This window comes from Geomobilimonas luticola (assembly GCF_018476905.1).
In the GTDB taxonomy this organism is placed as follows: Bacteria; Desulfobacterota; Desulfuromonadia; order Geobacterales; family Geobacteraceae; genus Geomobilimonas; species Geomobilimonas luticola.
The window spans coordinates 835996-859831 of sequence record NZ_JAHCVK010000001.1; the positions used below are offsets into that span (position 1 = coordinate 835996).

Here is a 23836-nt window from a genome sequence, read left to right on the forward strand (position 1 = left end):
GAGATGATTTACATGCAAAACCTCGGGTTTGCCGGCCGGATTGCCCGCGCCTTCATTAATTCCAAGCTGACCCCCCTCATCGTTGCGGCATCGCTGCTTCTCGGCGTCTTTGCGGTCAAGGTGACCCCCCGTGAGGAAGAGCCCCAGATCAAGGTGCCGATGATCGACATCTACTTCCCCCTTCCCGGCGCGTCTCCGAAAGAGGTGGAAGAACGGGTCGTCAAGCCGTTCGAATGCAAGATGTGGGAGATCAAGGGGGTCGAGTACGTCTATTCCATGAGTCGTCCCGGCCTCGGTGTCGTCACGGTCCGTTTCCTGGTCGGGCAGAATACGGAAGAGTCGCTCGTCAAGGTCTACAACCAGATCATGAGCAGCCGCAAGCTCCTTCCTCCCGGGGCGGGCGAGCCGTTGGTGGCCCCCAAGTCCATCGACGACGTGCCGATCCTGACGCTCACGCTCTGGTCCGAGCGGTACGACCACCATATGCTCCGTCGCATCGCCCGAGAGGTGTGCGACGATCTCAAGAAGAGCCCGGAAGTCGCCGAAACGGATATCAAAGGGGGGCTTCCGCGACAGGTGCGGGTCCAGCTCGATGCGGGCCGGTTGGCGGCCCGGCAGCTCTCCCCCTTGCAGGTGATGTCGGCGCTTCAGAAAGGCAATGCGGCGCTCCAGACCGGCAGCATGGCCACCGGCAACCGGCAGTACCTGGTGGAGACCGGTGAGCTTCTTGGTGATGTGGATGGGGTCCGGCGGCTGGTGGTGGGTGTTGCCGCCGGCAAGCCGGTCTATCTGGCCGATGTGGCCACCGTGGAGGACGGCCCGGAGGAGCCGAAGAACTACGTCTTCTTTGGTCTAGGTGCAGCCGATAGGACCTATGGGTCCCATGGGACCTATAACAAAAAAACCGATTACCCCGCCGTAACCGTCTCCGTCGCCAAACGAAAGGGGGCCAACGCCACCTGGGTTGCGGAGGACCTGGTCAAGCGGGTGGAGAACCTGAAGGGGAAAGTCATTCCTTCCGACGTGCAGGTAACGGTTACCCGCAACTACGGCGAGACGGCACGGGACAAGAACAACGAACTCCTCTTTCACATGTTCCTGGCGGCCATTTCGGTCACCATCCTCATTGCGGTCTTCATGGGGTGGCGCGCCGGGGCCGTGGCGGCCATCGCCATTCCGGTCACCCTGGCCCTGACCATGCTGATCTTCTATCTCATCGGCTACACGCTCAACCGTATCACCCTCTTTGCCCTGATCTTTTCCATCGGCATCCTGGTTGACGATGCCATCGTGGTGGTGGAGAACATCCACCGCTACTTCACCACCACCCGCCTGAAACCCTTGGAAGCAGCCGTCCGGGCGGTTGACGAGATCGGCAATCCGACGGTGCTCGCCACCTTCGCGGTTATCGCCTCCATCCTCCCCATGGGATTCGTGGGGGGGCTGATGGGGCCCTACATGCGGCCGATTCCGGTGGGCGCGAGCATGGCCATGCTCTTTTCGCTCCTGATTGCCTTCATCGTGACCCCCTATTATGCCTATCGCTTCATGAAGGGTGAGTCCCATTTTGATTCCACCGCCGAGCCGGAGGAGTCCAGGCTTACGGCGTTCTACCGCCGGGTCATGGGGGCGCTCCTCCACCGGAAACCGGTCCGGAACGGTTTCCTGGCCGGGGTGGTGGTGCTTCTCCTCCTCTCCTGCTCCCTCATATATTTCAAGCTCGTGACGGTCAAGATGCTCCCCTTTGACAACAAGAACGAGCTGCAGGTGATCATCGATACCCCCGACGGCAGCACCCTGGAGGAGACGGCGCGGCTGACGGCGGAGCTGGGGGACGCCCTGCGCAAGGTGCCGGAGGTGACCGATTTCCAGACGTATGCGGGGACAAGCGCCCCCTTCAACTTCAATGGCCTGGTGCGGCATTATTACCTGCGCAGGGGGCCCAATGTGGCGGACATCCAGGTCAACCTGCTCCACAAGGAAGAGCGGAAGGAGCAGTCCCACGACATCGCCCGCCGGATACGGCCCCAGCTGAAGGCCATTGCCGACAGATACGGGGCGCGGATCAAGGTGGCGGAGATCCCCCCCGGACCACCAGTTCTTTCCACGCTGGTTGCCGAGGTCTACGGCCCCGATGACGCCACCCGGTCGGATATCGCCCGGCAGGTCAAGGAAATCTTCAGCAAGACTCCCGGCGTGGTCGACGTGGACTGGTACCGGGAGGATGACCAGACCAAATATACCTTTGCCGTGGACAAGGAGAAGGCGGCCCTTGCCGGCATCGACACCGCCGAGGTAGTGAAAACCCTCCGCATCGCCCTGGACGGTGAGGATGCGGGGCTTCTCCATGTCCCCCACGAAAAGGAGCCGGTCGCCATCAACCTGCGTCTCCCCGTGGCGGACCGGAGCTCCGTGACGAGCCTCTCCTCCATCTACGTACCGGGAGCACGGGGTAATGTTCCCCTCTCCGAACTGGTACGGGTAACGAGCGGCAACGAAGAGAAGTCCCTCTATCGGAAGAACCTGAAAAGCGTGGTCTACGTCACCGGCGACGTGGCGGGGGTGATCGAGGCGCCGGTCTATGCCATCCTGAAGATGCAGAAGGAGATCGAGAATATCCCCCTGCCGGGGGGGTACCGGATCGAGCAGCTGGCTTCCCGCCAGCCCTGGAGCGAGGAGAAGCCGGGGCTCAAGTGGGACGGCGAATGGCACATAACCTACGAGGTGTTCCGCGACCTGGGGCTCGCCTTCGGGGCGGTCATGGTTCTCATCTACATCCTGGTGGTGGCCTGGTTCAAGGACTTCACCACCCCACTGGTGATCATGGCCCCCATCCCCCTCACCCTCATCGGCATTCTGCCGGGTCATGCCGTCATGGGGGCGTTCTTCACGGCGACGAGCATGATCGGCTTCATCGCCCTGGCGGGGATCATCGTCCGGAACTCCATCATCCTCATCGACTTTGCCGAGATGAAACGGCGGGAGGGGATGGCGCTGGACGAGGCGATCATCGAGGCGGGGGCCGTCCGCTTCCGTCCCATGCTGCTGACGGCCGCTGCCGTGGTTGTGGGGAGTTTCGTCATCGTCTTCGACCCCATTTTCCAGGGGTTGGCGCTTGCCATGATGTGCGGTGAGATAGCCTCCACGGCTCTTTCCCGGATCACTATTCCGGTTTTGTATTTCATGGTACAGTCATGGAAAGAGCGGCATCAGAGGGTGGTGAAGGAGAAAGATAAGTCATTGACCCCCTAGAGATGGGGCGAGGGGGCGCTCCGAAACAGATCAACAACGCCGAGTTGCCGTGCATGATGGGGTTTTGACGGGAAGCAAAATCAGGGGAGGCTGGATGTTCTGGCAGAAAAGTAAACCGGTTGGGAATGAAGGGATGGGCCTGGCGGAAAAAGTGGCGACGGAGGCGGAGGGGTTCTACCGCTCCAAAAAGATGCACTGTGCCGAGGCGGTGCTCCTGGCGGTGAAGAACAACTTCAGGCCGGAGGTCCCCGACTCGGTTATAGAGGTGGCGATCGGTTTCGGTGGTGGCTCGGGTACCGGCTGTCTCTGCGGTGCCGTGGTTGGCGGGACCATGGCCTTCGGGCTGGTCATTCCCCACGACCAGAAGCGGGTCAACAAGCTTACCCAGGAGCTTCACCACTGGTTCAAGAGCCAGTACGGCGCTGTCTGCTGCAGGACCGTCCGCGCCAACCATAAGGGGATCTGTGCCGAGTTGACGGGGGCCGTGGCGGGCAAGGTCGCGGAGTTGCTTTCGTAGAGGCTGGGCGCGATCTTCCGACCATCTCGCCGAAATCTCGCACCCGAGAAACGTTCAGGAATCCAGGTAAGGTACTCTCGCGAAGGAGGCCAGCAATGGAACTTACGACGGCGTATGCATTCGGCAAGACCGTTTCACTCCCCTATGCCGAGGTGGAACGGAAGGTGCGGGAAGAGCTTCTGAAGGAAGGATTCGGCGTCCTGACCGAGATCGACGTGAAGGAGAAGTTCCGGGAGAAGCTCGGTCGGGAATTCCGGAACTACATCATCCTTGGCGCCTGCAATCCGGCCCTTGCCTGGGAGGCATTCGGCCGGGAACTCGCTATCGGGACGCTGCTCCCCTGCAACGTGGTGGTCTATGCCGGCGACGACGGACAGACGGTGGTGATGGTTATGGACCCGGTGGCGGCCCTCGGCGTGATCGGTAACCCTGAACTGACCGACCTGGCCGGAATTGTCAGGGAAAAGATGGAACGGGTGCTCGCGGCGCTCTGATCAAACACCTTGGGGGAAATTCCCCCCATTACACAAAGAGGAGAATTGCATGTATATCGATCGACTGCTCAGAATCATCGCCGGCAGCTTCATCGTCCTGTCGCTGCTGCTGGCCCACTTTCACAACATCAACTGGCTCTGGTTCACCGGTTTCGTGGGGCTCAACCTGTTCCAGTCCGGATTCACCAACTGGTGCCCCATGATTACCATCCTGGAGAAGGCGGGGGTGCCCAGGTTTCCCAAGGAGTGCTGCGGGAAGTGAGAGGGAGATATTCCCCCTCCCTTGATGGGAGGGAAACTTTGAGTTTTCAAGATGTGAGTTGCATGCCAGCGGGAGGGGACCATGAGCTACCGGATTACCGTTCTGTGCGACAACAGCGTCGGTCCCATGACCGGCACCCTTGGCGAGCACGGGTTTGCCGCCTTCGTGGAGTACGCTGGAGGGGCACTCCTGTTCGATACCGGCCAGGGGGAGACTTTGATCCACAACGCCCGGCGGATGGGGAAGAACCTCTGTAGGACGGACCGGGTGGTGCTTTCCCATGGGCACTACGATCATACCGGTGGTCTGAAGCCCCTGCTGCAGACCTGCGGATCGAAGGAGGTGCTGGCCCACCCCGGTGTCTTCGCGAGCCGCTACCGGGTGAAGGATACGGGGGAGAGTGTCCCCATCGGCATCCCCTTCGGGGAGGCAGAACTGCTCAAGTTCGGTGCGACCTTCGATCTTTCCTCCTCCTTCCGGGAGATAGGGCCGGGGCTTTTTCTCACCGGGGAGGTGCCACGCCTGACCCCGTTCGAGAAGGGAGACAGCGGCCTCTACTGCGACGAAAAGGGGTGCCATGCCGATACCCTGCCGGACGACCAGTCCCTGGTAATCACCACCGGCAAGGGGCTCGTCCTGCTGCTCGGCTGCTGCCATGCCGGGCTCGTCAATACCGTCCGGCTTTCCCGGGAACGGACCGGGGTGGCGGACGTTCATGCCGTGGTGGGCGGGACCCATCTCGGCTTTTCCTCGCCGGAACAGCTGGAAGAAACTATAAAGGCCCTGCGCGGCTATGGCATGCTGAAGCTCTGCGTCAGCCACTGTACCGGTTTCAACGCGGCGGCACGGCTGGCCCGGGAGTTTCCGGCGGAGTTCCACCCGGCACAGGTCGGCTACACGCTGGAAGTATAATACCGGCACAATCAAACTGCCGAGGTTTGGTCTGGTCGGTGAAATAATAATGAGAGAGGTTCTCCATCGATGAAGACGGTTCTTGCTGTTACTGCAATCGTAACGGTCCTGGCGGCATCGGCTGTTGCCGCGGGATACAAAAACATCGCGTCCGGTGAAGCCAAAGGGCTGCTGGCAAAGAAAAAGTCGGTCTATCTGCTGGATGTCCGGACGCCGGACGAGTACCGCCAGGCACGTCTGGCGGGATCGGTGCTGATTCCGGTCAACGAGATCGAGCGGCGGCTGGGTGAGATCCCGAAGAACAGGCCGGTGCTGGTCTACTGCGCGGTCGGTTCCCGTTCCGGAATGGTGGCCGGTTATCTGGCGGGGAAGGGGTACGGGGAGGTGTACAACATGCAGGACGGGATTGTGGGATGGTATCGCAACGGTTACCCCATCTCACGTTAGCAAACGTGAGTTTTGTGAGTGATGAGTGCCCCGTTGCGCTCAGAGTCCGCTCGCCCCGCCGGCTGTACGGCTCATTTCGCGTCGGCCGATCAACTCACCCTGACGGGCTCGAACAGGATCGACCGACTTTGCTCCATTCGCCTACAGCGGCTGGTTCTCGGGCACATTCGCTCCACGGGGCATTCACCCCTCACTGATTCGGGAAAAGAAGGAATGGATTTATGAACAACGGTTTTCAGGAAAAGGCATCGCTGCTCAGGGTGCTCGGGCATCCGGTGCGGCTCAGGATCGTGGCAGGACTGGCCCGGGAAGGGGCCTGCGTGAAGGATATCTGGGAGTGCCTGGAGATACCCCAGGCGGTGGTGTCGCAGCATCTCAAGGTGATGAAGGAGCACGGCATCCTGGAGGCGCGGCGGGATGGTACGCGGGTCCGTTACGCCCTGCGGGGTGAGATGCTGACGGAGCTGGTCAGGGTTCTCCGGCTTGCGATTTGAAGGGGTTCAGCTCCTTCTGGAGTTTGGTGTTCAGGTCGGTGATCGCCTCGATCTCTTCCATGTTCTGCTTTGCCAGGGCGGCGTTTGATTCGATGAGCCGGCCTGCTTCACGCACGTAGTTCAGAAGCACATCCCCCATCATGATCTGCTGGATGCTCGTATCCCGGAGCTTCTTGACCTTTTCGTTGTCCTCGAGCACGCTCTTGAGGTAGAGACGGTTTCCCCGCGCCTGCTCCTGGGTGGAGGTGGTGATCCGCTGGGAGAGGAGCCGCATCTGCTCCAGCGCCTTGACGATCATGCTGATCCCCCGCTCCTGCTCCTGGGTGGCCCGCGTCACCTGTTTGACCCGTTCCAGGTTCTTTGCCGCCTCTTCGGTGATGAGCCGGCTGCCGGACGCCTGCTCCACCGTGGCGGTGGCGATCCTCTGCACCATGTCCGATGCTTCCGCCGCCCCCGTTTCGATCCTCACCAGGGCCTCGTTGGTCATGGCCGAGATCTTCACCCCCTCCTTGATCCGGTCCTTTCCCTGGGCCACCGATCGCTGCACGGCGGCGGTCTCCTTCTGAATGTCCTTCACCAGATCGTCGATCTCCCTGGCCGATTGGGCGGTACGGTGGGCCAGGGAACGGACCTCTTCGGCCACCACGGCGAACGCCTTTCCCCGTTCCCCCGCCTGGGCGGCGATGATGGAGGCGTTGAGGGAGAGAAGGTTGGTCTGCTCCACCACGTCCTGGATCACTTCCAGGAAACTGCCGATGCGGGCCGAATGCACCGACAGGCGGTGGATAGCCTCGTAGGATTCCTCGGTGCTTTTTTCGATGGCATTCATGGCTTTCATGGTGGAAGTCATGGACTGCAGGCCATCCTGTGCCTGCTTGCGGACTCCCTCGGAACACTCGGCGGTCCGCTGGGCGTTGTCGCGGACGTTGCTGATGGCGGCCCCGATCTGGCTGATGGAGCTGGATGTCTGCTCGGTGGATATGGCAAGCGCCTCGATGTTGTCCGCGGACTGGCGGATGCTGAGGGCCATCTCCTCGATGGAGGCCGAGGTCTCCAGGACCGCGGCGGAGTAGTCCTTGATATTCTCGGCGATGGTGTCGGTGGTGGCGCTCATCTCCGTCGAGATCGACGCCCGCTCGTCGGTCCGCACCGCCAGTTCCTCGATTTCCCGGATCAGGACGTTCAGGAAGGCGTTCATCTCCTCCACCGCCCGCAGGGTTTCCGCCTCCTTTTCCGCCTGCTGCTCGTTTCCCGTCACCATGGTGAGGGATTTCTCCTTCAGGTGGCTGTGGAGGGGGGTCACCCGGTCCATGAGGAGCGAGATGTTCTCCGCCATGGAGAGGACCTTGCCGAGCATCGTGTCGTAACACCCCATGAGCGCGTTCAGTTCGTCGCCGTTTCCGGTCAGCGTGGCAGCGCAGTCGCTGGTGGATATCCGGCTCAGGGCTTGCCACTGGCGCTCAAGGTAGATTTTCATCACCTGCTTGATGATGTAGTAGCAGAAGGTGCCGACCAGGACGCCGGCAGTGAGGCAGCCGATCACATAGAGGGGGGTGAAGGCGCGGGCGCCGAAGAAGAGTGCGGAATAGAAGGGAAAGACAAGCCCCATGAGAAGGCCGAAGCCGAGCATGAAGTAAAAGGTGCTCCGGAGGGACGACAGGTATCTGCGCAGGTCCATGGAACGCTCCCGTTCGAGGATGTTCGTCTAAGTGGCGAATTTATCACGGTCTCCGGGGGGTGTCAACGAAATTGGCGGGTGTTCATCGGTCTTGGCACACGTCGGGTGCGTGAACGGCGGAGGGGGAGCCGGCAGCGGAAAGCTGCCGGCTCTTTTCGTCTGTGGTCCTTGTCCATATCTGCCTTGACACGTTCTGTTGAAAAGATTACAGCAGGAAACAACCATAACTCCTTGGCACAGATCAGGGGGAAAATGTACCTGGTTCCCCGTGACAATGCTACGGTTTAGACTCTTGCGCGACACAGTCGCGCAGGTCACGCCGTGGCCTACCCCCAGCCCCTGCCACGAAATTCACATTGCCAGTCGCCTCCCCGCAGTCTATACTACCGCCTCAATCAAATCCCATCGGGGAAAACCGTGCTCGTCAAAACCACCGAATTCATAACCAGCGCCACCAGGCCTTCCCACTATCCGCCGGGGGAGATGCCGGAGGTCGCGTTTGCCGGTCGCTCCAACGTGGGGAAATCGTCCCTCATCAATGTGCTGCTGAACCGGAAGAACCTGGTCCGGACCAGTTCCACGCCGGGGCGGACCCAGCTCATCAATTTTTTCGGGGTCAACGGCGCGTTCATGCTCGTGGACCTGCCGGGATACGGCTTTGCCAAGGTTCCCCTGGCGGTGAAGAAACAGTGGGGCCCGATGATGGAGACCTACCTCTCCAGCCGGGAGAACCTGCGGGTGGTGGTGCTGATTCTGGACATCCGCCGGGTGCCGACCGCCGAGGACCGGCAGATGCTGGAGTGGCTCCGTGCCTACAGTGTGCCGCCTCTGCTGGTCGTGACCAAGTGCGACAAGGTCTCCAAGAACGAACGGGCCCGCCAGGCGGCGCTCATCGCCCGGACCCTGGAGGTGGAGAAGGAGGAGCTGCACTTTTTCTCCGCCCTCTCCAAAGAGGGTAAGGACGCCATCTGGGTGGCGATCGAACGACTGCTGTCCGCGCCCGAAACTGCGTGATTCCCGCTTCCGGCGCAAGACGGCGCGGCTCGGCCCGCCGGCAGTAGGCGTCAGCCAAACAGTAGGCGTCAGCCAAATAGTGTTTGACTTCGGCCGGCCACTCTGCTAGAAATTTTCCTACAACCGAATAAGCAGAAATGCAGCGTCAGATTTGAGATGATCACAAGGCGGCGACGAGCCAACGCAGTGAGCGCTCGAATGTGGCGTCGCGTATCGATCTGGTGCTCTGAAAAGAGTTAAAAGGGAAGGGGGTGCGAATCCCCCACTGTCCCGCAACTGTGAACGGTGATGAACGCCGCACGACGCCACTGAGTTTTATCGGGAAGGCGCGGCTAGTAAAGTGACCCGTAAGTCAGGAAACCTGCCAGGCTGAACCCAGTACGTAACCTCCGAAGGAGAGGGGCCGGGCAGACCAGTACCTGTTGACACCCCCTTTCCCTTGCGGAAGCGGGGTGTTTTTTTATGGCAAAATTGACCTTCATTACCGGCGGAGCCCGGAGCGGCAAGAGCCGCTTGGCGGAAAGCCTGGCTGTGGCCTATGGAGAGCCCCTCGGCTACCTGGCCACTGGCCATGCCGGCGACGGGGAGATGGCGGAGCGGATCGCCCGGCACCAGGCCCGGCGCGGTGCGGAGTGGCAGACCATGGAGGAGCCCCTGGACCTGGCGGGGGTGCTGAGGGGGCACGACTGCTACTTCCGGGCAGTGCTCGTGGACTGTGTAACCCTCTGGTTGACCAACCTCCTCCTCACTCACGACGATCCGGCCCGGGTGATGGAGGAGGTGAGAAGCCTCGCCGACCTCCTTCCGACGCTCCAGACCCCGGTCATCCTCGTCTCCAGCGAGGTGGGGATGGGGATCGTCCCGGAGAACCGCCTGGCCCGCACCTTCCGCGACCTGGCAGGGGAGGCGAACGAACTGCTGGCGACGGCGGCGGACGAGGTGTACGTCATGTTCTCCGGCCTGCCGCTGAAGCTCAAGGGATAAGCGTTTTTTACCAGAGAGGACACAGAGTAAAGGCGAAACCCTTAATGGAACACGGAAGAGGCGGAACCTCCCGATAAAGGCGGATTTAACGCCAATAACCAGACCCAATGTGATCATATCCGCCTTTATCCGGTTTTTTCCGCTTTTTCCGTGTACTATTCCGGTTATCTTTGAACAAAGGAGCTGTAATGAACCTTCTGACTGAAACCCTGGCCGTTATCAAGCCTGTCGACGCCGCCCTTCTCCAGGAGGCGCAGCGCCGACTGGACAACAAGACCAAGCCCCTCGGCTCCCTCGGGAGGCTGGAGGAGTTCGCCCGCCGCTTTGCCGCCATCAGCGGCTCCCTGGAGCCGGACACGACGAAGAAGGTCATCTACACCTTTGCTGGTGACCATGGGGTGGTGGAGGAAGGGGTGTCGGCTTTTCCGAAGGAGGTGACCCCCCAGATGGTCCTCAACTTCCTCAACGGGGGGGCGGGGGTCAACGTCCTGGCCCGCCATGCGGGGGTGGAAGTCCGGGTGGTGGATGTGGGGGTAGATTATGACTTCGGGCAGGCTCCGGGGTTGCTGAACCGCAAGGTGGCCCGGGGGACGCGGAATTTTGTCAAGGGACCGGCCATGACCAGGGAAGAGACGGTGGCGGCCCTGGAGGTGGGAATCGAGCTGGCGAGAGAGGCAAAGCGCGAGGGGGTGGCCATGCTTGGCACGGGTGAGATGGGGATCGGCAACACCACCCCGTCGTCGGCCATCATCGCCGCCTTTTCGGGAAAAACGGTGGAGGAGGTGACCCACCGGGGGACCGGGATCGGCGACCGGGCGCTGGAAAACAAGGTCCAGGTCATCGAGCGGGGTCTGGCGGTGAACCGCCCCGATCCGAAGGACCCCCTCGACGTGCTCGCCAAGGTGGGGGGACTGGAGATCGCCGGCATCGCCGGGCTCGTTCTGGGCGCTGCCGCCAACCGGATACCGGTGGTGGTGGACGGTTTCATCTCCACCGCCGGGGCGCTCATCGCCTGTGAACTCAACCCCCATGTGCGGGGATACATCTTCGCCGCCCACGAGTCGGTGGAGATCGGCCATCGCTTCATGCTGGAGCGGGTCGGCGCCGAACCGATCCTCGACCTCCACTTCCGCCTTGGCGAAGGGACCGGCGCGGCCCTGGCCATGGGACTCATCGAGGCGGGTGTCAAAGTCTTGAAGGAGATGGCAACGTTCGAGCAGGCAGGTGTTGAAGGGAATACGGTGAGGTAAAGGGCTCGGGATAGGGGGTTGGGGAATTTATGAGACTTTATTTCATCGCACTGCAGTTTCTCACCATCATCCCCCTCCCCTTTTCGGTTCGCTGCGAAGAGGAGGACCTGGGGCGTTCCATGGCCCTCTTCCCGGTGGTGGGGCTGACCATCGGCCTCTTTCTGGTGGGGCTCGACTACCTGCTGGGGTTCGTCTTTCCCCGGCCGGTGACCGACCTCCTCCTCGTTACCGCCCTGGCTGCGGTTACGGGGGCGCTCCACCTGGACGGACTGGCGGATGTGTGCGACGGCCTGGCGGCCCGGGGGGGGAAGGAGCGGTTCCTGGCGGTGATGAAGGACTCCCGTACCGGGGCGGTGGGGGTGGTGGGGCTGGTGCTGGGACTTCTTCTCAAGTACCAGGCACTTCTTCATGTTCTGCCGGACCAGAAGCGGGCGGCACTCCTCTTCTTTCCCATGGTCGCTCGCATGGCCCAGGTACAGATGACGGTCGGCGCATTGAAGGCGCGAACCGACGGTCTTGGCGCCGCATTCGTCGGAGGCGCCGGGGCGGTCCAGTTCGCCGTCGCCTACATTGTCACCCTTTCTGCAGCGTTTCTCCTCCTGGGGGTGCCGGGGATATCCTGCTGCATCATCCTCTATCTCCTCACCTGGGGGCTCAAGGCCTGGTTCCACCGGCGCCTCGGCGGGATCACGGGGGACATCATCGGTTGCGCCAGCGAGCTGAACGAGATTGCCGCACTCCTGGCGATTCTGGCATTGACAAAATTGACCTGAACAAGGCGAATGGAACGCGGAAAAGTCGAAAAAAACAGGATAACGGCGGATTTAAGCCACTACGGCAATCGACGTAAGGATGAAATCTGAAATCCGGGGTTTATCCGCATTTATCAGAGATGTTATCCGCTTTTTCCGCGTTCGAATGCCGTTACACAAGAGAATGCCAATGACACCGAAAACGAGAATCTATCTTATCCGCCACGGCGAGGTGGTGGGGGCGGGAACTCCCCGCTACAACGGCCATGCCGACGTGGGGCTCACCGAGCGTGGGGTGGCCCAGTACCACGAACTGACGGGGCGCTTTGACGGGGCGCGGATTTCCGCCTGCTATACGAGCGACCTGACGCGCTGTACGATCGGGGCCGGCATACTCGGCGGTCATTTCGGCGTTGAGCCGGTGCGGGAGGCGAACCTCCGGGAGCTGAACATCGGCATCTGGGAAGGGATGACCTGGCAGGAGCTGATGGCCACCTACCCGGTGGAGTGGCAGGCGCGCCTGGACGACATCGTCAACTACCGGGTGACGGGTGGGGAGAACATGCTCGACCTGGAGAGCCGGGTCATGCCGGTCATCGACGGCATCGTGGAGCGGCACCGGGGTGAGGAGGTGCTCGTGGTGGGTCACGGCGGGGTGAACCGGGTTATCCTCCTCAATGCCATCGGCGCGCCGCTGTCGGCGCTCTTCAATATCGAGCAGAACTACGCCTGCCTCAACATCATCGATTATTATGGGGACGGCAAGACAGTCGTGAAGCTGCTGAATGGATGAAACGCGCCTTTTCCGCAATCTCGGCGTTGCCTGCATCATCGCTTGTGCGACGTAGCGCTGCTACGCCTCCGCGCTCTTCCTTGGCGCCTTGACCTTGCGAAAAAATCGCGTTTCATGGGTATGTTGTTTGATGTCTGAGGAATAAATGCCATGAAATCCATCATCATCGCTGCCCCCATGAGCGGGTCGGGCAAGACCACCGTCACCCTCGGCATCATGGAGTGCCTCAAGCGGCGCGGGCTGAAGGTCGCTCCGTTCAAGGTGGGTCCCGACTACATCGACCCGGGCTACCACCGGCTCGTGACCGGCCGTCCCTCCATCAACCTGGACGGCTGGATGTGTCCTCCCGACTTCGTTCGGGAAACGTTCCTCCATCATGCCTCCGGCGCCGACATCTCCGTCATCGAGGGGGTCATGGGGCTGTTCGACGGCGTGGGAGGGGTACGGGAAGAGGGGAGCACGGCCCAGGTGGCCAAGCTGACCGGCGCACCGGTCATCCTGGTGGTGGATGCCCGCGGTCAGGCCCGGAGCATGGCGGCGCTGGTCAAGGGGTTTGCCGAATTCGATCCCCAGGTGCGGGTTGCCGGGGTGATCTTCAACAATGTGGCGAGCGAGAACCATGCCCGTATCCTGCGGGAGAGCGTGGAATCCCTCGTGAACGGCCCGAAGGTGGTGGGGTGGCTTCCCCGGGAGAGCCGGCTTGCCATCCCGTCCCGCCACTTGGGGCTCCTGACCGCGGAGGAAAACCCGCTCCCGGCAGAGTACCTGGACCACCTGGCTGCGGTCACCCGGCAGCATATCGACCTGGGGCTGATCTGGGCCATGGGGACGTCCCCCGCGGACCGGCCGCTCCCCTTCGATACGCCGGCGCTGGCGGTGACTCAGGGCTCGTCGGTGCGCATTGCCGTGGCGCGGGACGAGGCGTTCTGCTTCGTCTACGAGGACAACCTACGGCTCCTGCGGCGGGCGGGGGCGGAGATCGCATTCTTCTCGCCGTTGCGGGACGAGGCGCTTCCTTCTGATATCGGGGGGATCTACCTCCCCGGCGGCTACCCGGAGGTCTTTGCCGATGCCCTGGCCGATAACGGCGCCATGAAAGGGGCCATCCTCGATGCCATTGCCGCCGGCATGCCGCTCTATGCCGAGTGCGGCGGGTTCATCTACCTGACCCGGGGGGTGGAGGACTCACCACCCCCCATCCCCCTCCTGAATCAGGAGGGGGTGCCCGGCAGGGCGGGGGTGGTAGATTTTGTCGGGGTCTTTCCCGTCACCACCCGCATGTTGCCGCGCCGCAAGGCCCTCGGCTACCGGGAGATCGAGACGGTCGCCGACTCCATCATCGGCCCCACGGGGACCATCGCCCGCGGCCACGAATTCCACTACTCGGAGATGGAGGAGATTCCGGCGGTGGCCGAACGGCTCTACCGGGTACGGAGGCAGGGGGTCGAGCTGGAGCCGGAGGGATACCGCTTCAGGAGCTGCCTCGCCTCCTACATCCATCTCCACTTCGGCAGTTGTCCGGAGATGGCGGCGGCATTCGTGGAGAGTTGCCGGAAATTCAAAAGCATGTAAAGACGGATGGGACGCAGATTAACGCAGAGGTACGCAGATAAAACCTCAAACCAATAAAGGGTTTGTTTCTTGACTTAAATCCGCATTTTCTGCGTTCATCTGCGTCCCATAACAGTTTGATTTTATGAATTTAGTCAAGGAGATGCCATGAAAACCCAGATCGAACTGGCCCGGGAGGGTATCGTTTCCACCCAGATGGCCAGCGTTGCGAAGGACGAGGGGGTGTCGTCCGAGTATGTGCGGCAGATGGTCGCCGAGGGGAAGATCGTCATCCCCTGGAACCATGGCCGCAAGCCCCGGGCCGTCGGTATCGGCAAGGGGCTCCGGACCAAGGTGAACGCCTCCATCGGCACCTCGTCGGACATCGTCGATTACGGGGCCGAGGTGCGCAAGGCCAAGGCTGCCCAGGAATCGGGAGCCGACACCCTCATGGAACTCTCCGTGGGGGGGGACCTGGATCGGGTGCGGCGGGAGGTGATCGCCGCCGTGGACCTTCCCGTGGGGAACGTTCCCCTTTACCAGGCCTTCTGCGAGGCGGCCCGGAAATACGGCGATCCCAACAAGCTGGACGAGGAGATGCTCTTCGACCTGATCGAGAAGCAGTGTGCCGACGGGATGGCCTTCATGGCGGTCCATTGCGGCATCAACCTCTACACCATCGAGCGGCTCAGGAAGCAGAGGTACCGCTACGGCGGCCTCGTCTCCAAGGGTGGGGTCTCCATGGTCGCCTGGATGCTCGCAAACAAACGGGAAAACCCCCTCTACGAGAAGTTTGACCGGGTGACCGCCATTCTCAAGAAGTACGACACGGTCCTCTCCCTGGGGAACGGCCTGCGGGCCGGGGCGATCCACGATTCCTCCGACCGGGCCCAGATCCAGGAGCTTCTCATCAACTGCGAACTGGCGGAGATCGGCCGCGAGATGGGGTGCCAGATGCTTGTGGAAGGCCCCGGCCATGTGCCGCTGGACGAGGTGGAGGGGAACATCCAGCTCCAGAAGCGGATGAGCGGCGGCGCGCCGTACTACATGCTCGGCCCCATCTCCACCGACGTGGCGCCGGGCTTCGACCACATCACCGCCGCCATCGGCGCGGCCCAGTCGAGCCGTTTCGGTGCCGATCTCATCTGTTACATCACCCCCGCTGAGCACCTGGCCCTCCCCAACGAGGAGGATGTGCGCCAGGGGGTGAAGGCGGCCAAGATCGCCGCCTACATCGGCGACATGAACAAGTACCCGGAGAAGGGGCGGGAGCGGGACCGGGAGATGTCCAAGGCGCGCCGGGACCTGAACTGGGAGAAGCAGTTCGAACTCGCCCTTTACCCCGAGGATGCCCGGGCCATCCGCGCCAGCCGCACCCCCGAGGACGAAGCCACCTGCACCATGTGCGGCGACTTCTGCGCCTCGCGGGGGGCGGGGAAGCTGTTTGCTGCTGATTTGCGCGGTGATAAAATCTGATAGACGAAAACCTAAAAGGGACACGGAAAAGGCGGATAAATCGGATAAAATCGGATTAATTAAGGGGCAAGGCAACGTCTGTATAATCTTCATTGCGTTAGAAAAATAATCCGCCGTTATCCGTTTTTTCAGATTTGATCCGCGTTCCATTCAATGTTTTGAGGTTTTGATGCAAAAGATTCTACCCATAATGTTGCTTTTCCTTACCACCCCCGCCCACGCCATGCACATCTCCGAAGGTATCCTCCCCTTTTCCTGGGCGGCGCTCTGGTTCGCGGTGGCGGTGCCGTTCGTAGCTCTGGGGATCAAGCGGTTGAACGATCTGGCGAAGGACGATCTCTCCTTCAAGCCGTTGGTGGGGCTGATGGCGGCGGTGGTGTTCATCATATCCTGCATGCCGGTCCCGGTTCCCACCGCCGGCACCTGTTCCCACCCTTGCGGGACGGGTATCGCGGCTATCCTGGTCGGCCCCTTCGTCAGCGTGGTTATCACGGCGGTGGCGCTCCTCATCCAGGCGCTCTTCCTCGCCCATGGCGGACTTTCCACCTGGGGTGCGGACATCGTCTCCATGGGGGTGGTCGGTTCTTTTGCGGGGTGGTTTACATTCCGGGCACTTCGCGCGATGGGGGCGAGCCTTGGGGTAGCGGGGTTCGCGGCGGGGCTTCTGGCCGACTGGGCCACCTACGCCACCACCTCTCTCGTCCTCGCCGCCGGCATCCGGGGGGACTCCCCCTTTCTACCCCTGGCGGGGAAGATCGTCCTCGCCTTCATCCCGACCCAACTTCCTCTCGGTCTTCTGGAAGGGGCCATGACCGCCGGGATGGTGATGCTTCTCCAGAGAAAACGCCCTGAACTCCTCGTCAGGATGCGGGTCATCACGGAAAAGGAGCTGACAGCCCATGCCTGAACGGAAACGGAAATGGAGGATTTTCCTCCTGCATATCATCCTTCTGCCGACGGTGATGTACGTCTTCTACTTCTTCACACTCGGCCCCAAGCCCTACACCGGCGTGGACGAAGCGGTGGTGGAGAAAATCGCGAAGGAGCATGGCCGGGAGGCGAGCCCCCCCCTGATCAACACGGAAGGGGATATGCTCCTCTTTGTCTTCCTCCTTGCCGGGGCGGTTGGCGGTTTTGCGGCCGGCTACGCCTGGCGGGTGCTGGTGAGCGAGAAAAAGGTCAAGACCCCTCCCGACGATGCCGGGCCCAAGGGATAGCGGCATGCACCACTTCGTCCGACAACCTGCACTTGACGATCATCCCTTGACCCGCCTCGATGCGCGGGTGAAGCTCCTCAGCGCCCTGGCGCTCCTGTTGATGGTGATCAGCTGCAGGGGGATCGTTTTCCCCCTGCTGGTGGCGGGGATCTGCGGCGGAATATGTCTCTCTCTCGGCGTCCGCCCCAGGGTGCTGGCGCTCCGTTTCGCCGAACCGCTCTTCATCGCAGGGATGGTGCTGGTTCTCAAGCTCTTCTTCACCGGCACTGAGCCGCTCTTTTCCTTTTCCCTCGCCGGGTGGGAGGTGGTCGGCCATCGGGACGGGCTCATGGAAGGGGTCCGGATTGCCAGCCGGATCGCCGGGGCGGTAACGGTGGTGGCGGCGATAGGTTTCGCAACCCCCTTCACCGACCTGATGGCGGCCCTGGCCTGGCTCCGGGTGCCAAAAGGGTTCATCGAGGTTGCGCTCTTCGCCTGGCGCTACCTGTTCCTCCTCCTGGACGACGCCCAGGTGGTCTATGCTGCCCAGAAGAACCGCCTCGGCTACGCCTGCTACCGGCGGGGGCTCCGTTCCTTCGGAACCCTGGCCGGGGCCCTGGTCATCAAGGCCTTCGACAACAGCCAGAACATTACCACCGCCATGGTACAGCGGGGCTACGACGGCACCATGCCGCTCATGAAGCACCGGCCGTTCCATGTCGGGGAAGTAGCGGTGGCACTGTTGGTTGTGGTCGGAATGGGGTTTGTCTGGAGTCTTTGAAAAAACGGAATGGAACACGGAAAATGCGGAAATAACGGATAAAGGCGGATTTGTGAAACAGAAAGAACTCACTGATGCAATAATCTGCTGTTTCTATACGGTCTACAACACACTGGGGTACGGTTTTTTGGAAAAGGTGTACGAAAATGCTCTGAAGGTTGAACTGGGAAAAAGAGGACTTAAAGCTAAAGTCCAATATCCCATTACTGTCCAGTATAATGGTGAGCCGGTTGGAGAATATTTTGCCGATATTCTTGTCGAAGACGAAGTGATTGTCGAAATCAAGGCTGCAAAAACGTTACTGAATGAACACGAGGCGCAGCTTCTCAATTATCTGAAAGGTACCGGCAAAGAGGTTGGACTTCTGTTGAATTTCGGACCATCGCCCCAAGTTAAAAGAAGGGTGTTTGACAATAGCCATTGATCCGCTTTTATCGGTTTTTTCCGAATTTTCCGTGTTCCATTGAGGTTTAAGCTTTTTACATGACGGAATTACGAATTTCTCTAACCATTGAAAGTTATAAATACCCCGACGGCACGTTGGCGCTGGCGGATATCCGTCTTGACGTGAAACAGGGTGAGTTCTGCGGCATTCTCGGCTCCAACGGTTCGGGGAAGACGACGCTGCTGAAGATCATGGACGGCCTGATCAAGGAATACACCGGACAGGTTGCGCTGGATGGGGAGGACGTGCGCCGGCTCCACCCCCGCGATATCTACCGGAAGGTGGGGCTGGTGTTCCAGAACCCGGACGATCAGCTCTTCGCCCACACGGTGTTCGAGGACGTGGCCTTCGGCCCGCGCAACATGGGGTTCGACGAGCCGGAGGTGAAGCGGCGCGTGGAGGGGGCGTTGGCGAGCGTGGAGATGGCCGAGTACGGGGGGAAGAACATCCATGCCCTCAGCTTCGGCCAGAAGAAGCGGGTCTGCATCGCCGGACTCCTTGCCATGGGGCACGGGATACTCCTCCTCGACGAGCCGACCGCCGGCCTCGATCCCATGGGGGAACACCGGATGCTGGAACTGCTCACCAGGCTCAACCGGGATGAGGGGGTGACCATCGTCATGGCGACCCACAGCGTCGACCTGGTGCCGCTGTTCCTCCATCGTCTCCATATTCTGAGCAAGGGAAGGCTGGTGCGCGGCGGCACCCCGGAAGAGGTGTTCACCGCTCCGGCCGAGCTGGAGCAGGTGAAACTCCGTCTCCCCCACATTGCCGAGCTGATCCATCGGCTCACCCACGAGGACGGCCTTCCGTTTCAGCGCCTCCCCCTCACCGTCGGCGAGGCACGGCGGGAGATTGTGGAAATGGTGCAGAGAAAACCGAATTAACAGGGATATTCAGGATAATCAGGATAAAATTAAAAATCTATAAATCCAAACGGCAATTGAACACGGAAAAAGCGGATAAGATCAGATAAAGGCGGATGAACCCCAAATTTCAGGTTTCACCCGAAAGTCCATTGAGGTTGTGGCCTGAATCAGTAGCTGTCCTGGTTTTTCGACATTTTTGTGTTCCAAATGCTTTTTTCAGTTTCTTGTCTTAATCCTGATTATCCTGAATATCCCTGTTAAATATGCTTATGTGAGGTTTGTATGAAAACTGCAATTCTGCTCATGGCCCACGGGAGCCGCATCCCCGAGGCGAATGACGCCGTGCACGAGATCGCCGCCATGGTGAAGGAGATGACCGGGTACGACAACGTGGAGGTGTCGTTCCGGGAGCAGCACAAACCCGACATCCAGCAGGGGATCGACGCCTGCGTGGCGAAAGGGGCTGAGCGGATCATTCTCATGCCGTACTTCCTCTTCATCGGGGCCCACGTGCAGGAGGACCTGCCGGCGGAGATGGCCGAGGCGCGCCAGCGTCATCCCCAGGTGGAGTTTGCCATGGGAAAACACCTGGGGGTGCACCGGAAGCTGGCAGAGGTGGTGGTGGAGCGGATCGCCGAGTCACTGACCGCCACGGGGTGGCACTGATGTCGGTACATCTCCGGCCGGAAGAGATCGAAGCCCGGTCGTTTGCCATGATCGAGGCCGAGGTGGGGGCTCACCCCTGGTCCGCCGTCGAGTGGCCGGTGGTGCGCCGGGTGATCCACACGAGCGCCGATTTCGAGTATGCCCGGTCCATGGTCTTTTCCTCCACCGCCATTGCGGCGGGGGTTGCCGCCCTTGCCCGCGGGCGCGGCATCGTCACCGACACCACCATGGCCCTGGCCGGCATCGCCAAGCCGCGCCTGGCACGCTTCGGTATCCAGGGGAGCTGCTTCGTGGCCGATCCGGAGGTGGCGCAGAAAGCCAGTTCCCTCGGTATCACCCGCTCCATCCTTGCCATGCGCAAGGGGGCGGCCGATCCGGGGAACGGCATCTTCGTCATCGGCAACGCCCCGACCGCGCTGTTCGAGCTGATCCGCCTCATCCGGGAGGAGCATATGCGCCCCGACCTCATCGTCGGCCTTCCCGTCGGCTTCGTAGGCGCTGCGGAAAGCAAGGCGGCCCTCGTGGAGCTGGAACGGGAGTTCCCCGATCTTCCCTTCATCACCAACCGGGGACGCAAGGGTGGGTCCAACGTGGCGGCGGCGGTGGTGAACGCGCTGTTGATACTTGCTGAAGAGAATAGCTGATGGGGCGATGATGAGCGCGAATAGCCACGAATAAAAGCAAATAGGACACGGAAAAGGCGAAAGCTGCGGATAAAGGCAAGAAAAAGGGTGTTTCGATCAGATTGTTTCGTTTCTTCCGCGTCCTATTGACAAAGGTAATCATGCGCAAACAGAACAAGAAGATCATCGATTCGGCGGTCATCATCAACCTGCTGGACACCTGCCCCGTAGGACGCCTCGGGACGGTGGGCGCGGACGGCTGGCCCATGGTGAAGCCGCTCAACTTCGCCTACCGCGAGGGGCGGATTTACTTCCACTGTGCCCTGCAGGGGGAGAAGCTGGACGATATCCGCCGCGACCCCCGTGTCTGCTTCGAAGTTGACCTCCCGATCGCTTACGTGAAAGGGGCTCCCGACAACCCCTGCCGGGCCGAGTACCTCTACCGGAGCGTCATTATCCGGGGGCGGGCCGTTATCGTGGAGGATCGGGGGGAGCAGATCGCCGCCCTCGACGCCCTCATGCGCAAGTACCAGCCGGAAGGGGGATACGGCCCCTACCCGGAGGAGAAGCTTGCCCTGACCGGCATCGTCCGGATCGATATCGAGGATCTGTCGGGGAAGGAGGAACTGGGGAAGGACGGGATGCGGGAACGGGCGTTGCAGCTTATGGCCGAAGAGGCACCGCTGCCGGTGGTTTTTGAGTAGTAATCACGTCGTTGCATATGAACCTTTTAAAATTTCCCCCCTCCCTCGATGGGAGGGGGTCGGGGGGAGGGTGATCTGCACATGACAGATTCCTTTGGCACATTCACCCCCACCCTGGCTCCCCCATCAAGGGGCGGGGGAACACTCCAAGATTTTGTTTTTCAGAGATTTCACTATGGGCAGAAAAAATCTTCGCCACGGCTATACGACCGGCGCCTGTGCGGCGGCGGCCGCCAAGGGGGCTGCGCAGATGCTGCGGGACCAGGCTCTCGTGGATGCGGTCGACCTCAATCTGCCGACCGGCGAAACAGCCCGGTTCACGCTCCATGGCCAGCAGCTGACGGATACCACTGCCTCCTGCTATGTGGTCAAGGACGCGGGGGATGATCCGGACGTGACCAATGGCGCGGAAGTCCATGTGACCATCCGGGTGGAGTTCTTCACACCCCACCGGATCGTCATCGAGGGAGGGACGGGGATCGGCAGGGTGACCAAGCCCGGTCTGGCGGTGCCGCCGGGGGAGTGGGCCATCAATCCCGTGCCGCGCCGGATGATAACGGAGGCTATCAAGGAAGTGCTGGCCATGCGCTGCATGCCGGCGACCCTGACGACGACGGTCAGCATCCCCAACGGCGCGGAACTGGCGAAAAAGACGCTGAACGAGCGGCTCGGCATCGTCGGAGGGCTCTCCATCCTGGGCACCACCGGCATCGTCCGTCCCATCTCGGCGAAGGCGTGGACCGACACCATCGATACCTCCCTCGACGTGGCCCTGGCCTGCGGCTGCCGGACGGTGGTCCTTTCCACGGGGCGGACCAGCGAACTGGTGGCGCAGAAAGCCGGGATCGGGGACCCGGGATCCGGGACCGGTGAAGCCCTTGAGGAAGAAGCCTTCGTTATGATGGGAGACCATGTGGGGTATGCCCTGCGTGCCTGTGTCCGGAAAGGAGTGAAAGGGGTGGTCATCGCCGGTCAGTTCGCCAAGCTCCTGAAGATCGCCTGCGGCCATGAGCAGACCCACGTCAGCTCGTCGGAACTGGACCTGAAGATGTTGGCCGAATGGTTTGCTGATACCAGTCCCCGGTCCTTTAGGCCCGACGTCTGGGTCCCAATCCCCGGTTACTGCCGCAATGCCAACACCGCCCGCCACGTGCTGGAGGCGTCGGGAAACGACCGGTCGCTGGTGGAAATGGTCTGCGACAGGGTGAAGCGGTTTGCCGGCGAGGTGGCGCCCGGTGTCGGGGTGAAAGTTTTATTGGCAGGGTACAACGCAGAAGTGCTATATTTCGGGTAAAATTTAGACGGTTTTTTTATGTGGTGCGGTTTATAACTAGTGTTGCCGAAGAGTTGCGCAGATAGTGCGGAAAAGAGTTCATTTCACAGGAGGGGGATATGCCTCAGCAGAAGGTCTATCTGGTCGGTGCCGGCATCGCGGGATGGGAAGGATTCGGCTCCAAGGCGCTGGAGGTGATCAACAAGGCCGACGTACTCATCGGGCACAAGCGGCACCTGGATATTTTCCCCGACTTTGCGGGGGAGAAGCAGGTGCTCGGCGATCTTTCCCTCATGCTCGACTTTCTCAAGAAGACGGAGAAACGGGTGGTGGTGCTCGGTTCCGGCGACCCGAACTTCTTCGGGGTGGGACGGTTCCTCCTGCGCAACCTTCCCAAGGAGCGGGTCGAGATATTCCCCAACGTGACGAGCATCCAGTACGCCTTCGCCCGGATCAAGGAGCCGTGGGACGATGCCATCTTCGTCTCCGTCCACGGCCGGGGGATGAAGGGGGCCATCGACCGGATCATCGCCGCGGAGAAGGTGGCGATCCTTACCGACGAGACCAATTCGCCGGCGGCCATAGCGAAGGAGCTGATCGCCCGCGGTGCCGAGGGTTACGATGCCTGGCTCTGCGAGGATCTGGGGATGGCGGGCGAGAAGTTCACCAGGACCGACGTCAAGGGGCTGGTTGATATTTCCGCCTCGGCGCTCAACATCCTCATCCTCATCAAGGCGTGGGAACCGTCTCTTACCCAGTATCCGCTCATGGGGATCGACGACGACGAGTTCGCCACCGCCAAGAAGCTCATCACCAAGCAAGAGGTGCGGGCGGTCACCCTGGGGAAACTGCAGCTTCAGGACGACCTGATCATGTGGGACATCGGCGCGGGGAGCGGTTCGGTCTCCATCGAGGCGTCCAACCTCCTCCCCAACGGCCGGATATTCGCTTTGGAGAAGAACCCCCAGTACCTGGCATTCATCCGGGACAACCTGAAGAAGTTCGTCGCCCGCAATGTCATGCTCATCGAGGCGTACGCGCCGGAGGGGCTGGACGATCTTCCCGATCCGGACCGTGTCTTCATCGGTGGCTCCGGCGGCATGCTCGACGAGATCATCGATGCGGTAGCGCGGCGTCTGAAGCCGGACGGACGGATCGTCCTCAATGCCGTGACCCTGGACACCCTCACCAAGGCGGTGGAATTCCTGGAGGACCACGGCTACACCGTGGAGGTGACCTGTGTCAACATCGCCAAGACCCGGGGGCTGACCGAGTACAAGATGTTCGAGGCGCATAATCCGGTGTACATTGTCGCCGCCTGGAAAGGCGAAGAGTAGGCGAATCCGCCTTCACGCGGATAGCTGCGTTGCCGCGTCGTCGCTCTCCTCGACGTAGCGCTGCTA

24 protein-coding genes, 1 pseudogene and 1 riboswitch are annotated in these 23836 nt (G+C 61.3%); of the genes and pseudogenes, 24 read left to right on the forward strand and 1 reads right to left on the reverse strand.

The features are described from left to right. Positions 1-12: 12 nt before the first annotated feature. The 7 genes from KI810_RS03895 (at position 13) to KI810_RS03925 (ending at position 6378) form a co-directional block, all read left to right on the forward strand. The gene (locus KI810_RS03895) at positions 13-3252 is read left to right on the forward strand and encodes an efflux RND transporter permease subunit (protein ID WP_214174144.1); all 3240 of its coding nucleotides are present in this window, start codon (positions 13-15) and stop codon (positions 3250-3252) included. Positions 3253-3346: 94 nt separating this feature from the next. Then, positions 3347-3769 carry a C-GCAxxG-C-C family protein gene (locus tag KI810_RS03900; protein WP_214174145.1) on the forward strand — a complete coding sequence of 141 codons (423 nt, stop codon included), beginning with the start codon at positions 3347-3349 and terminating at the stop codon, positions 3767-3769. Positions 3770-3864: 95 nt separating this feature from the next. Further along, a complete protein-coding gene (locus tag KI810_RS03905) occupies positions 3865-4263 on the forward strand; it encodes a DUF302 domain-containing protein (RefSeq protein WP_214174146.1) in 399 nt (132 codons plus the stop codon). A gap of 49 nt (positions 4264-4312) precedes the next feature. Continuing rightward, complete coding sequence (locus tag KI810_RS03910; protein WP_214174147.1) at positions 4313-4525, forward strand: YgaP family membrane protein; 213 nt, start codon at positions 4313-4315, stop codon at positions 4523-4525. Positions 4526-4606: 81 nt separating this feature from the next. After that, entirely contained in the window at positions 4607-5437 is an 831-nt protein-coding gene (locus KI810_RS03915; RefSeq protein ID WP_214174148.1) for an MBL fold metallo-hydrolase, read from the forward strand. A gap of 69 nt (positions 5438-5506) precedes the next feature. After that, positions 5507-5884, forward strand: coding sequence for a rhodanese-like domain-containing protein (locus KI810_RS03920; RefSeq protein WP_214174149.1), 378 nt, complete (start codon positions 5507-5509; stop codon positions 5882-5884). Positions 5885-6105: 221 nt separating this feature from the next. Then, the gene (locus KI810_RS03925) at positions 6106-6378 is read left to right on the forward strand and encodes an ArsR/SmtB family transcription factor (RefSeq protein WP_214174150.1); all 273 of its coding nucleotides are present in this window, start codon (positions 6106-6108) and stop codon (positions 6376-6378) included. Here the strand turns inward: KI810_RS03925 and KI810_RS03930 are convergent. Beyond that, positions 6353-8056: a methyl-accepting chemotaxis protein gene (locus KI810_RS03930; RefSeq protein ID WP_214174151.1), complete on the reverse strand. Its 1704-nt coding sequence runs from the start codon at positions 8054-8056 to the stop codon at positions 6353-6355. The two genes, KI810_RS03925 and KI810_RS03930, sit on opposite strands and share 26 nt — an antisense overlap. Positions 8057-8473: 417 nt before the next feature. Between KI810_RS03930 and yihA the strand changes: the two genes are divergently transcribed. The 17 genes and pseudogenes from yihA (at position 8474) to cbiE (ending at position 23770) form a co-directional block, all read left to right on the forward strand. Next, on the forward strand, positions 8474-9070 hold the full coding sequence (gene yihA, locus KI810_RS03935; protein WP_214174152.1) for a ribosome biogenesis GTP-binding protein YihA/YsxC: 597 nt from the start codon (positions 8474-8476) through the stop codon (positions 9068-9070). 202 nt (positions 9071-9272) lie between these two features. Continuing rightward, positions 9273-9453, forward strand: a riboswitch (cobalamin riboswitch). A 79-nt stretch (positions 9454-9532) separates the two neighbouring features. Further along, entirely contained in the window at positions 9533-10054 is a 522-nt protein-coding gene (gene cobU, locus KI810_RS03940; RefSeq protein ID WP_214174153.1) for a bifunctional adenosylcobinamide kinase/adenosylcobinamide-phosphate guanylyltransferase, read from the forward strand. A 188-nt stretch (positions 10055-10242) separates the two neighbouring features. Then, positions 10243-11304 carry a nicotinate-nucleotide--dimethylbenzimidazole phosphoribosyltransferase gene (gene cobT, locus KI810_RS03945; protein WP_214174154.1) on the forward strand — a complete coding sequence of 354 codons (1062 nt, stop codon included), beginning with the start codon at positions 10243-10245 and terminating at the stop codon, positions 11302-11304. Between the two features lie 29 nt (positions 11305-11333). After that, positions 11334-12077: an adenosylcobinamide-GDP ribazoletransferase gene (gene cobS / locus KI810_RS03950; RefSeq protein ID WP_214174155.1), complete on the forward strand. Its 744-nt coding sequence runs from the start codon at positions 11334-11336 to the stop codon at positions 12075-12077. A 169-nt stretch (positions 12078-12246) separates the two neighbouring features. Next, complete coding sequence (gene cobC / locus KI810_RS03955) at positions 12247-12849, forward strand: alpha-ribazole phosphatase (protein ID WP_214174156.1); 603 nt, start codon at positions 12247-12249, stop codon at positions 12847-12849. Between the two features lie 150 nt (positions 12850-12999). Further along, the gene (locus tag KI810_RS03960) at positions 13000-14421 is read left to right on the forward strand and encodes a cobyrinic acid a,c-diamide synthase CobB (protein WP_214174157.1); all 1422 of its coding nucleotides are present in this window, start codon (positions 13000-13002) and stop codon (positions 14419-14421) included. Between the two features lie 147 nt (positions 14422-14568). Continuing rightward, the gene (thiC, locus tag KI810_RS03965) at positions 14569-15876 is read left to right on the forward strand and encodes a phosphomethylpyrimidine synthase ThiC (protein ID WP_214174158.1); all 1308 of its coding nucleotides are present in this window, start codon (positions 14569-14571) and stop codon (positions 15874-15876) included. A 169-nt stretch (positions 15877-16045) separates the two neighbouring features. Beyond that, the gene (locus tag KI810_RS03970; RefSeq protein WP_214174159.1) at positions 16046-16783 is read left to right on the forward strand and encodes an energy-coupling factor ABC transporter permease; all 738 of its coding nucleotides are present in this window, start codon (positions 16046-16048) and stop codon (positions 16781-16783) included. A 97-nt stretch (positions 16784-16880) separates the two neighbouring features. Continuing rightward, positions 16881-17093 (forward strand): annotated as a pseudogene (locus KI810_RS03975) (hypothetical protein); the annotation flags it as partial. A 4-nt stretch (positions 17094-17097) separates the two neighbouring features. Further along, positions 17098-17853, forward strand: coding sequence for a cobalt ECF transporter T component CbiQ (gene cbiQ, locus KI810_RS03980; RefSeq protein ID WP_214174161.1), 756 nt, complete (start codon positions 17098-17100; stop codon positions 17851-17853). Then, positions 17837-18277 (forward strand): GxxExxY protein, encoded by a 441-nt coding sequence (locus KI810_RS03985; RefSeq protein WP_246525138.1) that lies wholly within the window; start codon positions 17837-17839, stop codon positions 18275-18277. Before cbiQ ends, KI810_RS03985 begins: the two co-directional genes overlap by 17 nt. 59 nt (positions 18278-18336) lie before the next feature. Then, positions 18337-19185, forward strand: coding sequence for an energy-coupling factor ABC transporter ATP-binding protein (locus tag KI810_RS03990; protein WP_214174162.1), 849 nt, complete (start codon positions 18337-18339; stop codon positions 19183-19185). Positions 19186-19449: 264 nt separating this feature from the next. Further along, positions 19450-19833, forward strand: coding sequence for a sirohydrochlorin chelatase (locus KI810_RS03995; RefSeq protein ID WP_214174163.1), 384 nt, complete (start codon positions 19450-19452; stop codon positions 19831-19833). After that, complete coding sequence (locus KI810_RS04000) at positions 19833-20477, forward strand: precorrin-8X methylmutase (RefSeq protein WP_214174164.1); 645 nt, start codon at positions 19833-19835, stop codon at positions 20475-20477. Before KI810_RS03995 ends, KI810_RS04000 begins: the two co-directional genes overlap by 1 nt. Positions 20478-20617: 140 nt before the next feature. Further along, positions 20618-21160, forward strand: coding sequence for a pyridoxamine 5'-phosphate oxidase family protein (locus KI810_RS04005; RefSeq protein WP_214174165.1), 543 nt, complete (start codon positions 20618-20620; stop codon positions 21158-21160). Positions 21161-21335: 175 nt separating this feature from the next. Then, positions 21336-22454, forward strand: a complete 1119-nt coding sequence (locus tag KI810_RS04010; RefSeq protein ID WP_214174166.1) for a cobalt-precorrin-5B (C(1))-methyltransferase — start codon at positions 21336-21338, stop codon at positions 22452-22454. 98 nt (positions 22455-22552) lie between these two features. After that, positions 22553-23770, forward strand: a complete 1218-nt coding sequence (cbiE, locus tag KI810_RS04015) for a precorrin-6y C5,15-methyltransferase (decarboxylating) subunit CbiE (RefSeq protein ID WP_214174167.1) — start codon at positions 22553-22555, stop codon at positions 23768-23770. Positions 23771-23836 lie beyond the last annotated feature (66 nt).

Excerpts from the sequence above, each read along its gene's own strand:
- KI810_RS03905 (WP_214174146.1), top strand. The coding sequence starts at position 3,865 with ATGGAACTTACGACGGCGTATGCATTCGGCAAGACCGTTTCACTCCCC.
- KI810_RS04005 (WP_214174165.1), top strand. The coding sequence starts at position 20,618 with ATGCGCAAACAGAACAAGAAGATCATCGATTCGGCGGTCATCATCAAC.
- KI810_RS03930 (WP_214174151.1), bottom strand. The coding sequence starts at position 8,056 with ATGGACCTGCGCAGATACCTGTCGTCCCTCCGGAGCACCTTTTACTTC.
- cobC (WP_214174156.1), top strand. The coding sequence starts at position 12,247 with ATGACACCGAAAACGAGAATCTATCTTATCCGCCACGGCGAGGTGGTG.
- cbiQ (WP_214174161.1), top strand. The coding sequence starts at position 17,098 with ATGCACCACTTCGTCCGACAACCTGCACTTGACGATCATCCCTTGACC.
- KI810_RS03970 (WP_214174159.1), top strand. The coding sequence starts at position 16,046 with ATGCAAAAGATTCTACCCATAATGTTGCTTTTCCTTACCACCCCCGCC.
- cobU (WP_214174153.1), top strand. The coding sequence starts at position 9,533 with ATGGCAAAATTGACCTTCATTACCGGCGGAGCCCGGAGCGGCAAGAGC.
- cobT (WP_214174154.1), top strand. The coding sequence starts at position 10,243 with ATGAACCTTCTGACTGAAACCCTGGCCGTTATCAAGCCTGTCGACGCC.
- KI810_RS03995 (WP_214174163.1), top strand. The coding sequence starts at position 19,450 with ATGAAAACTGCAATTCTGCTCATGGCCCACGGGAGCCGCATCCCCGAG.
- KI810_RS03920 (WP_214174149.1), top strand. The coding sequence starts at position 5,507 with ATGAAGACGGTTCTTGCTGTTACTGCAATCGTAACGGTCCTGGCGGCA.
- thiC (WP_214174158.1), top strand. The coding sequence starts at position 14,569 with ATGAAAACCCAGATCGAACTGGCCCGGGAGGGTATCGTTTCCACCCAG.
- KI810_RS03960 (WP_214174157.1), top strand. The coding sequence starts at position 13,000 with ATGAAATCCATCATCATCGCTGCCCCCATGAGCGGGTCGGGCAAGACC.
- KI810_RS03990 (WP_214174162.1), top strand. The coding sequence starts at position 18,337 with ATGACGGAATTACGAATTTCTCTAACCATTGAAAGTTATAAATACCCC.
- KI810_RS03925 (WP_214174150.1), top strand. The coding sequence starts at position 6,106 with ATGAACAACGGTTTTCAGGAAAAGGCATCGCTGCTCAGGGTGCTCGGG.
- KI810_RS03910 (WP_214174147.1), top strand. The coding sequence starts at position 4,313 with ATGTATATCGATCGACTGCTCAGAATCATCGCCGGCAGCTTCATCGTC.
- KI810_RS03900 (WP_214174145.1), top strand. The coding sequence starts at position 3,347 with ATGTTCTGGCAGAAAAGTAAACCGGTTGGGAATGAAGGGATGGGCCTG.
- KI810_RS03915 (WP_214174148.1), top strand. The coding sequence starts at position 4,607 with ATGAGCTACCGGATTACCGTTCTGTGCGACAACAGCGTCGGTCCCATG.
- KI810_RS03895 (WP_214174144.1), top strand. The coding sequence starts at position 13 with ATGCAAAACCTCGGGTTTGCCGGCCGGATTGCCCGCGCCTTCATTAAT.
- KI810_RS04000 (WP_214174164.1), top strand. The coding sequence starts at position 19,833 with ATGTCGGTACATCTCCGGCCGGAAGAGATCGAAGCCCGGTCGTTTGCC.
- cobS (WP_214174155.1), top strand. The coding sequence starts at position 11,334 with ATGAGACTTTATTTCATCGCACTGCAGTTTCTCACCATCATCCCCCTC.
- KI810_RS04010 (WP_214174166.1), top strand. The coding sequence starts at position 21,336 with ATGGGCAGAAAAAATCTTCGCCACGGCTATACGACCGGCGCCTGTGCG.
- cbiE (WP_214174167.1), top strand. The coding sequence starts at position 22,553 with ATGCCTCAGCAGAAGGTCTATCTGGTCGGTGCCGGCATCGCGGGATGG.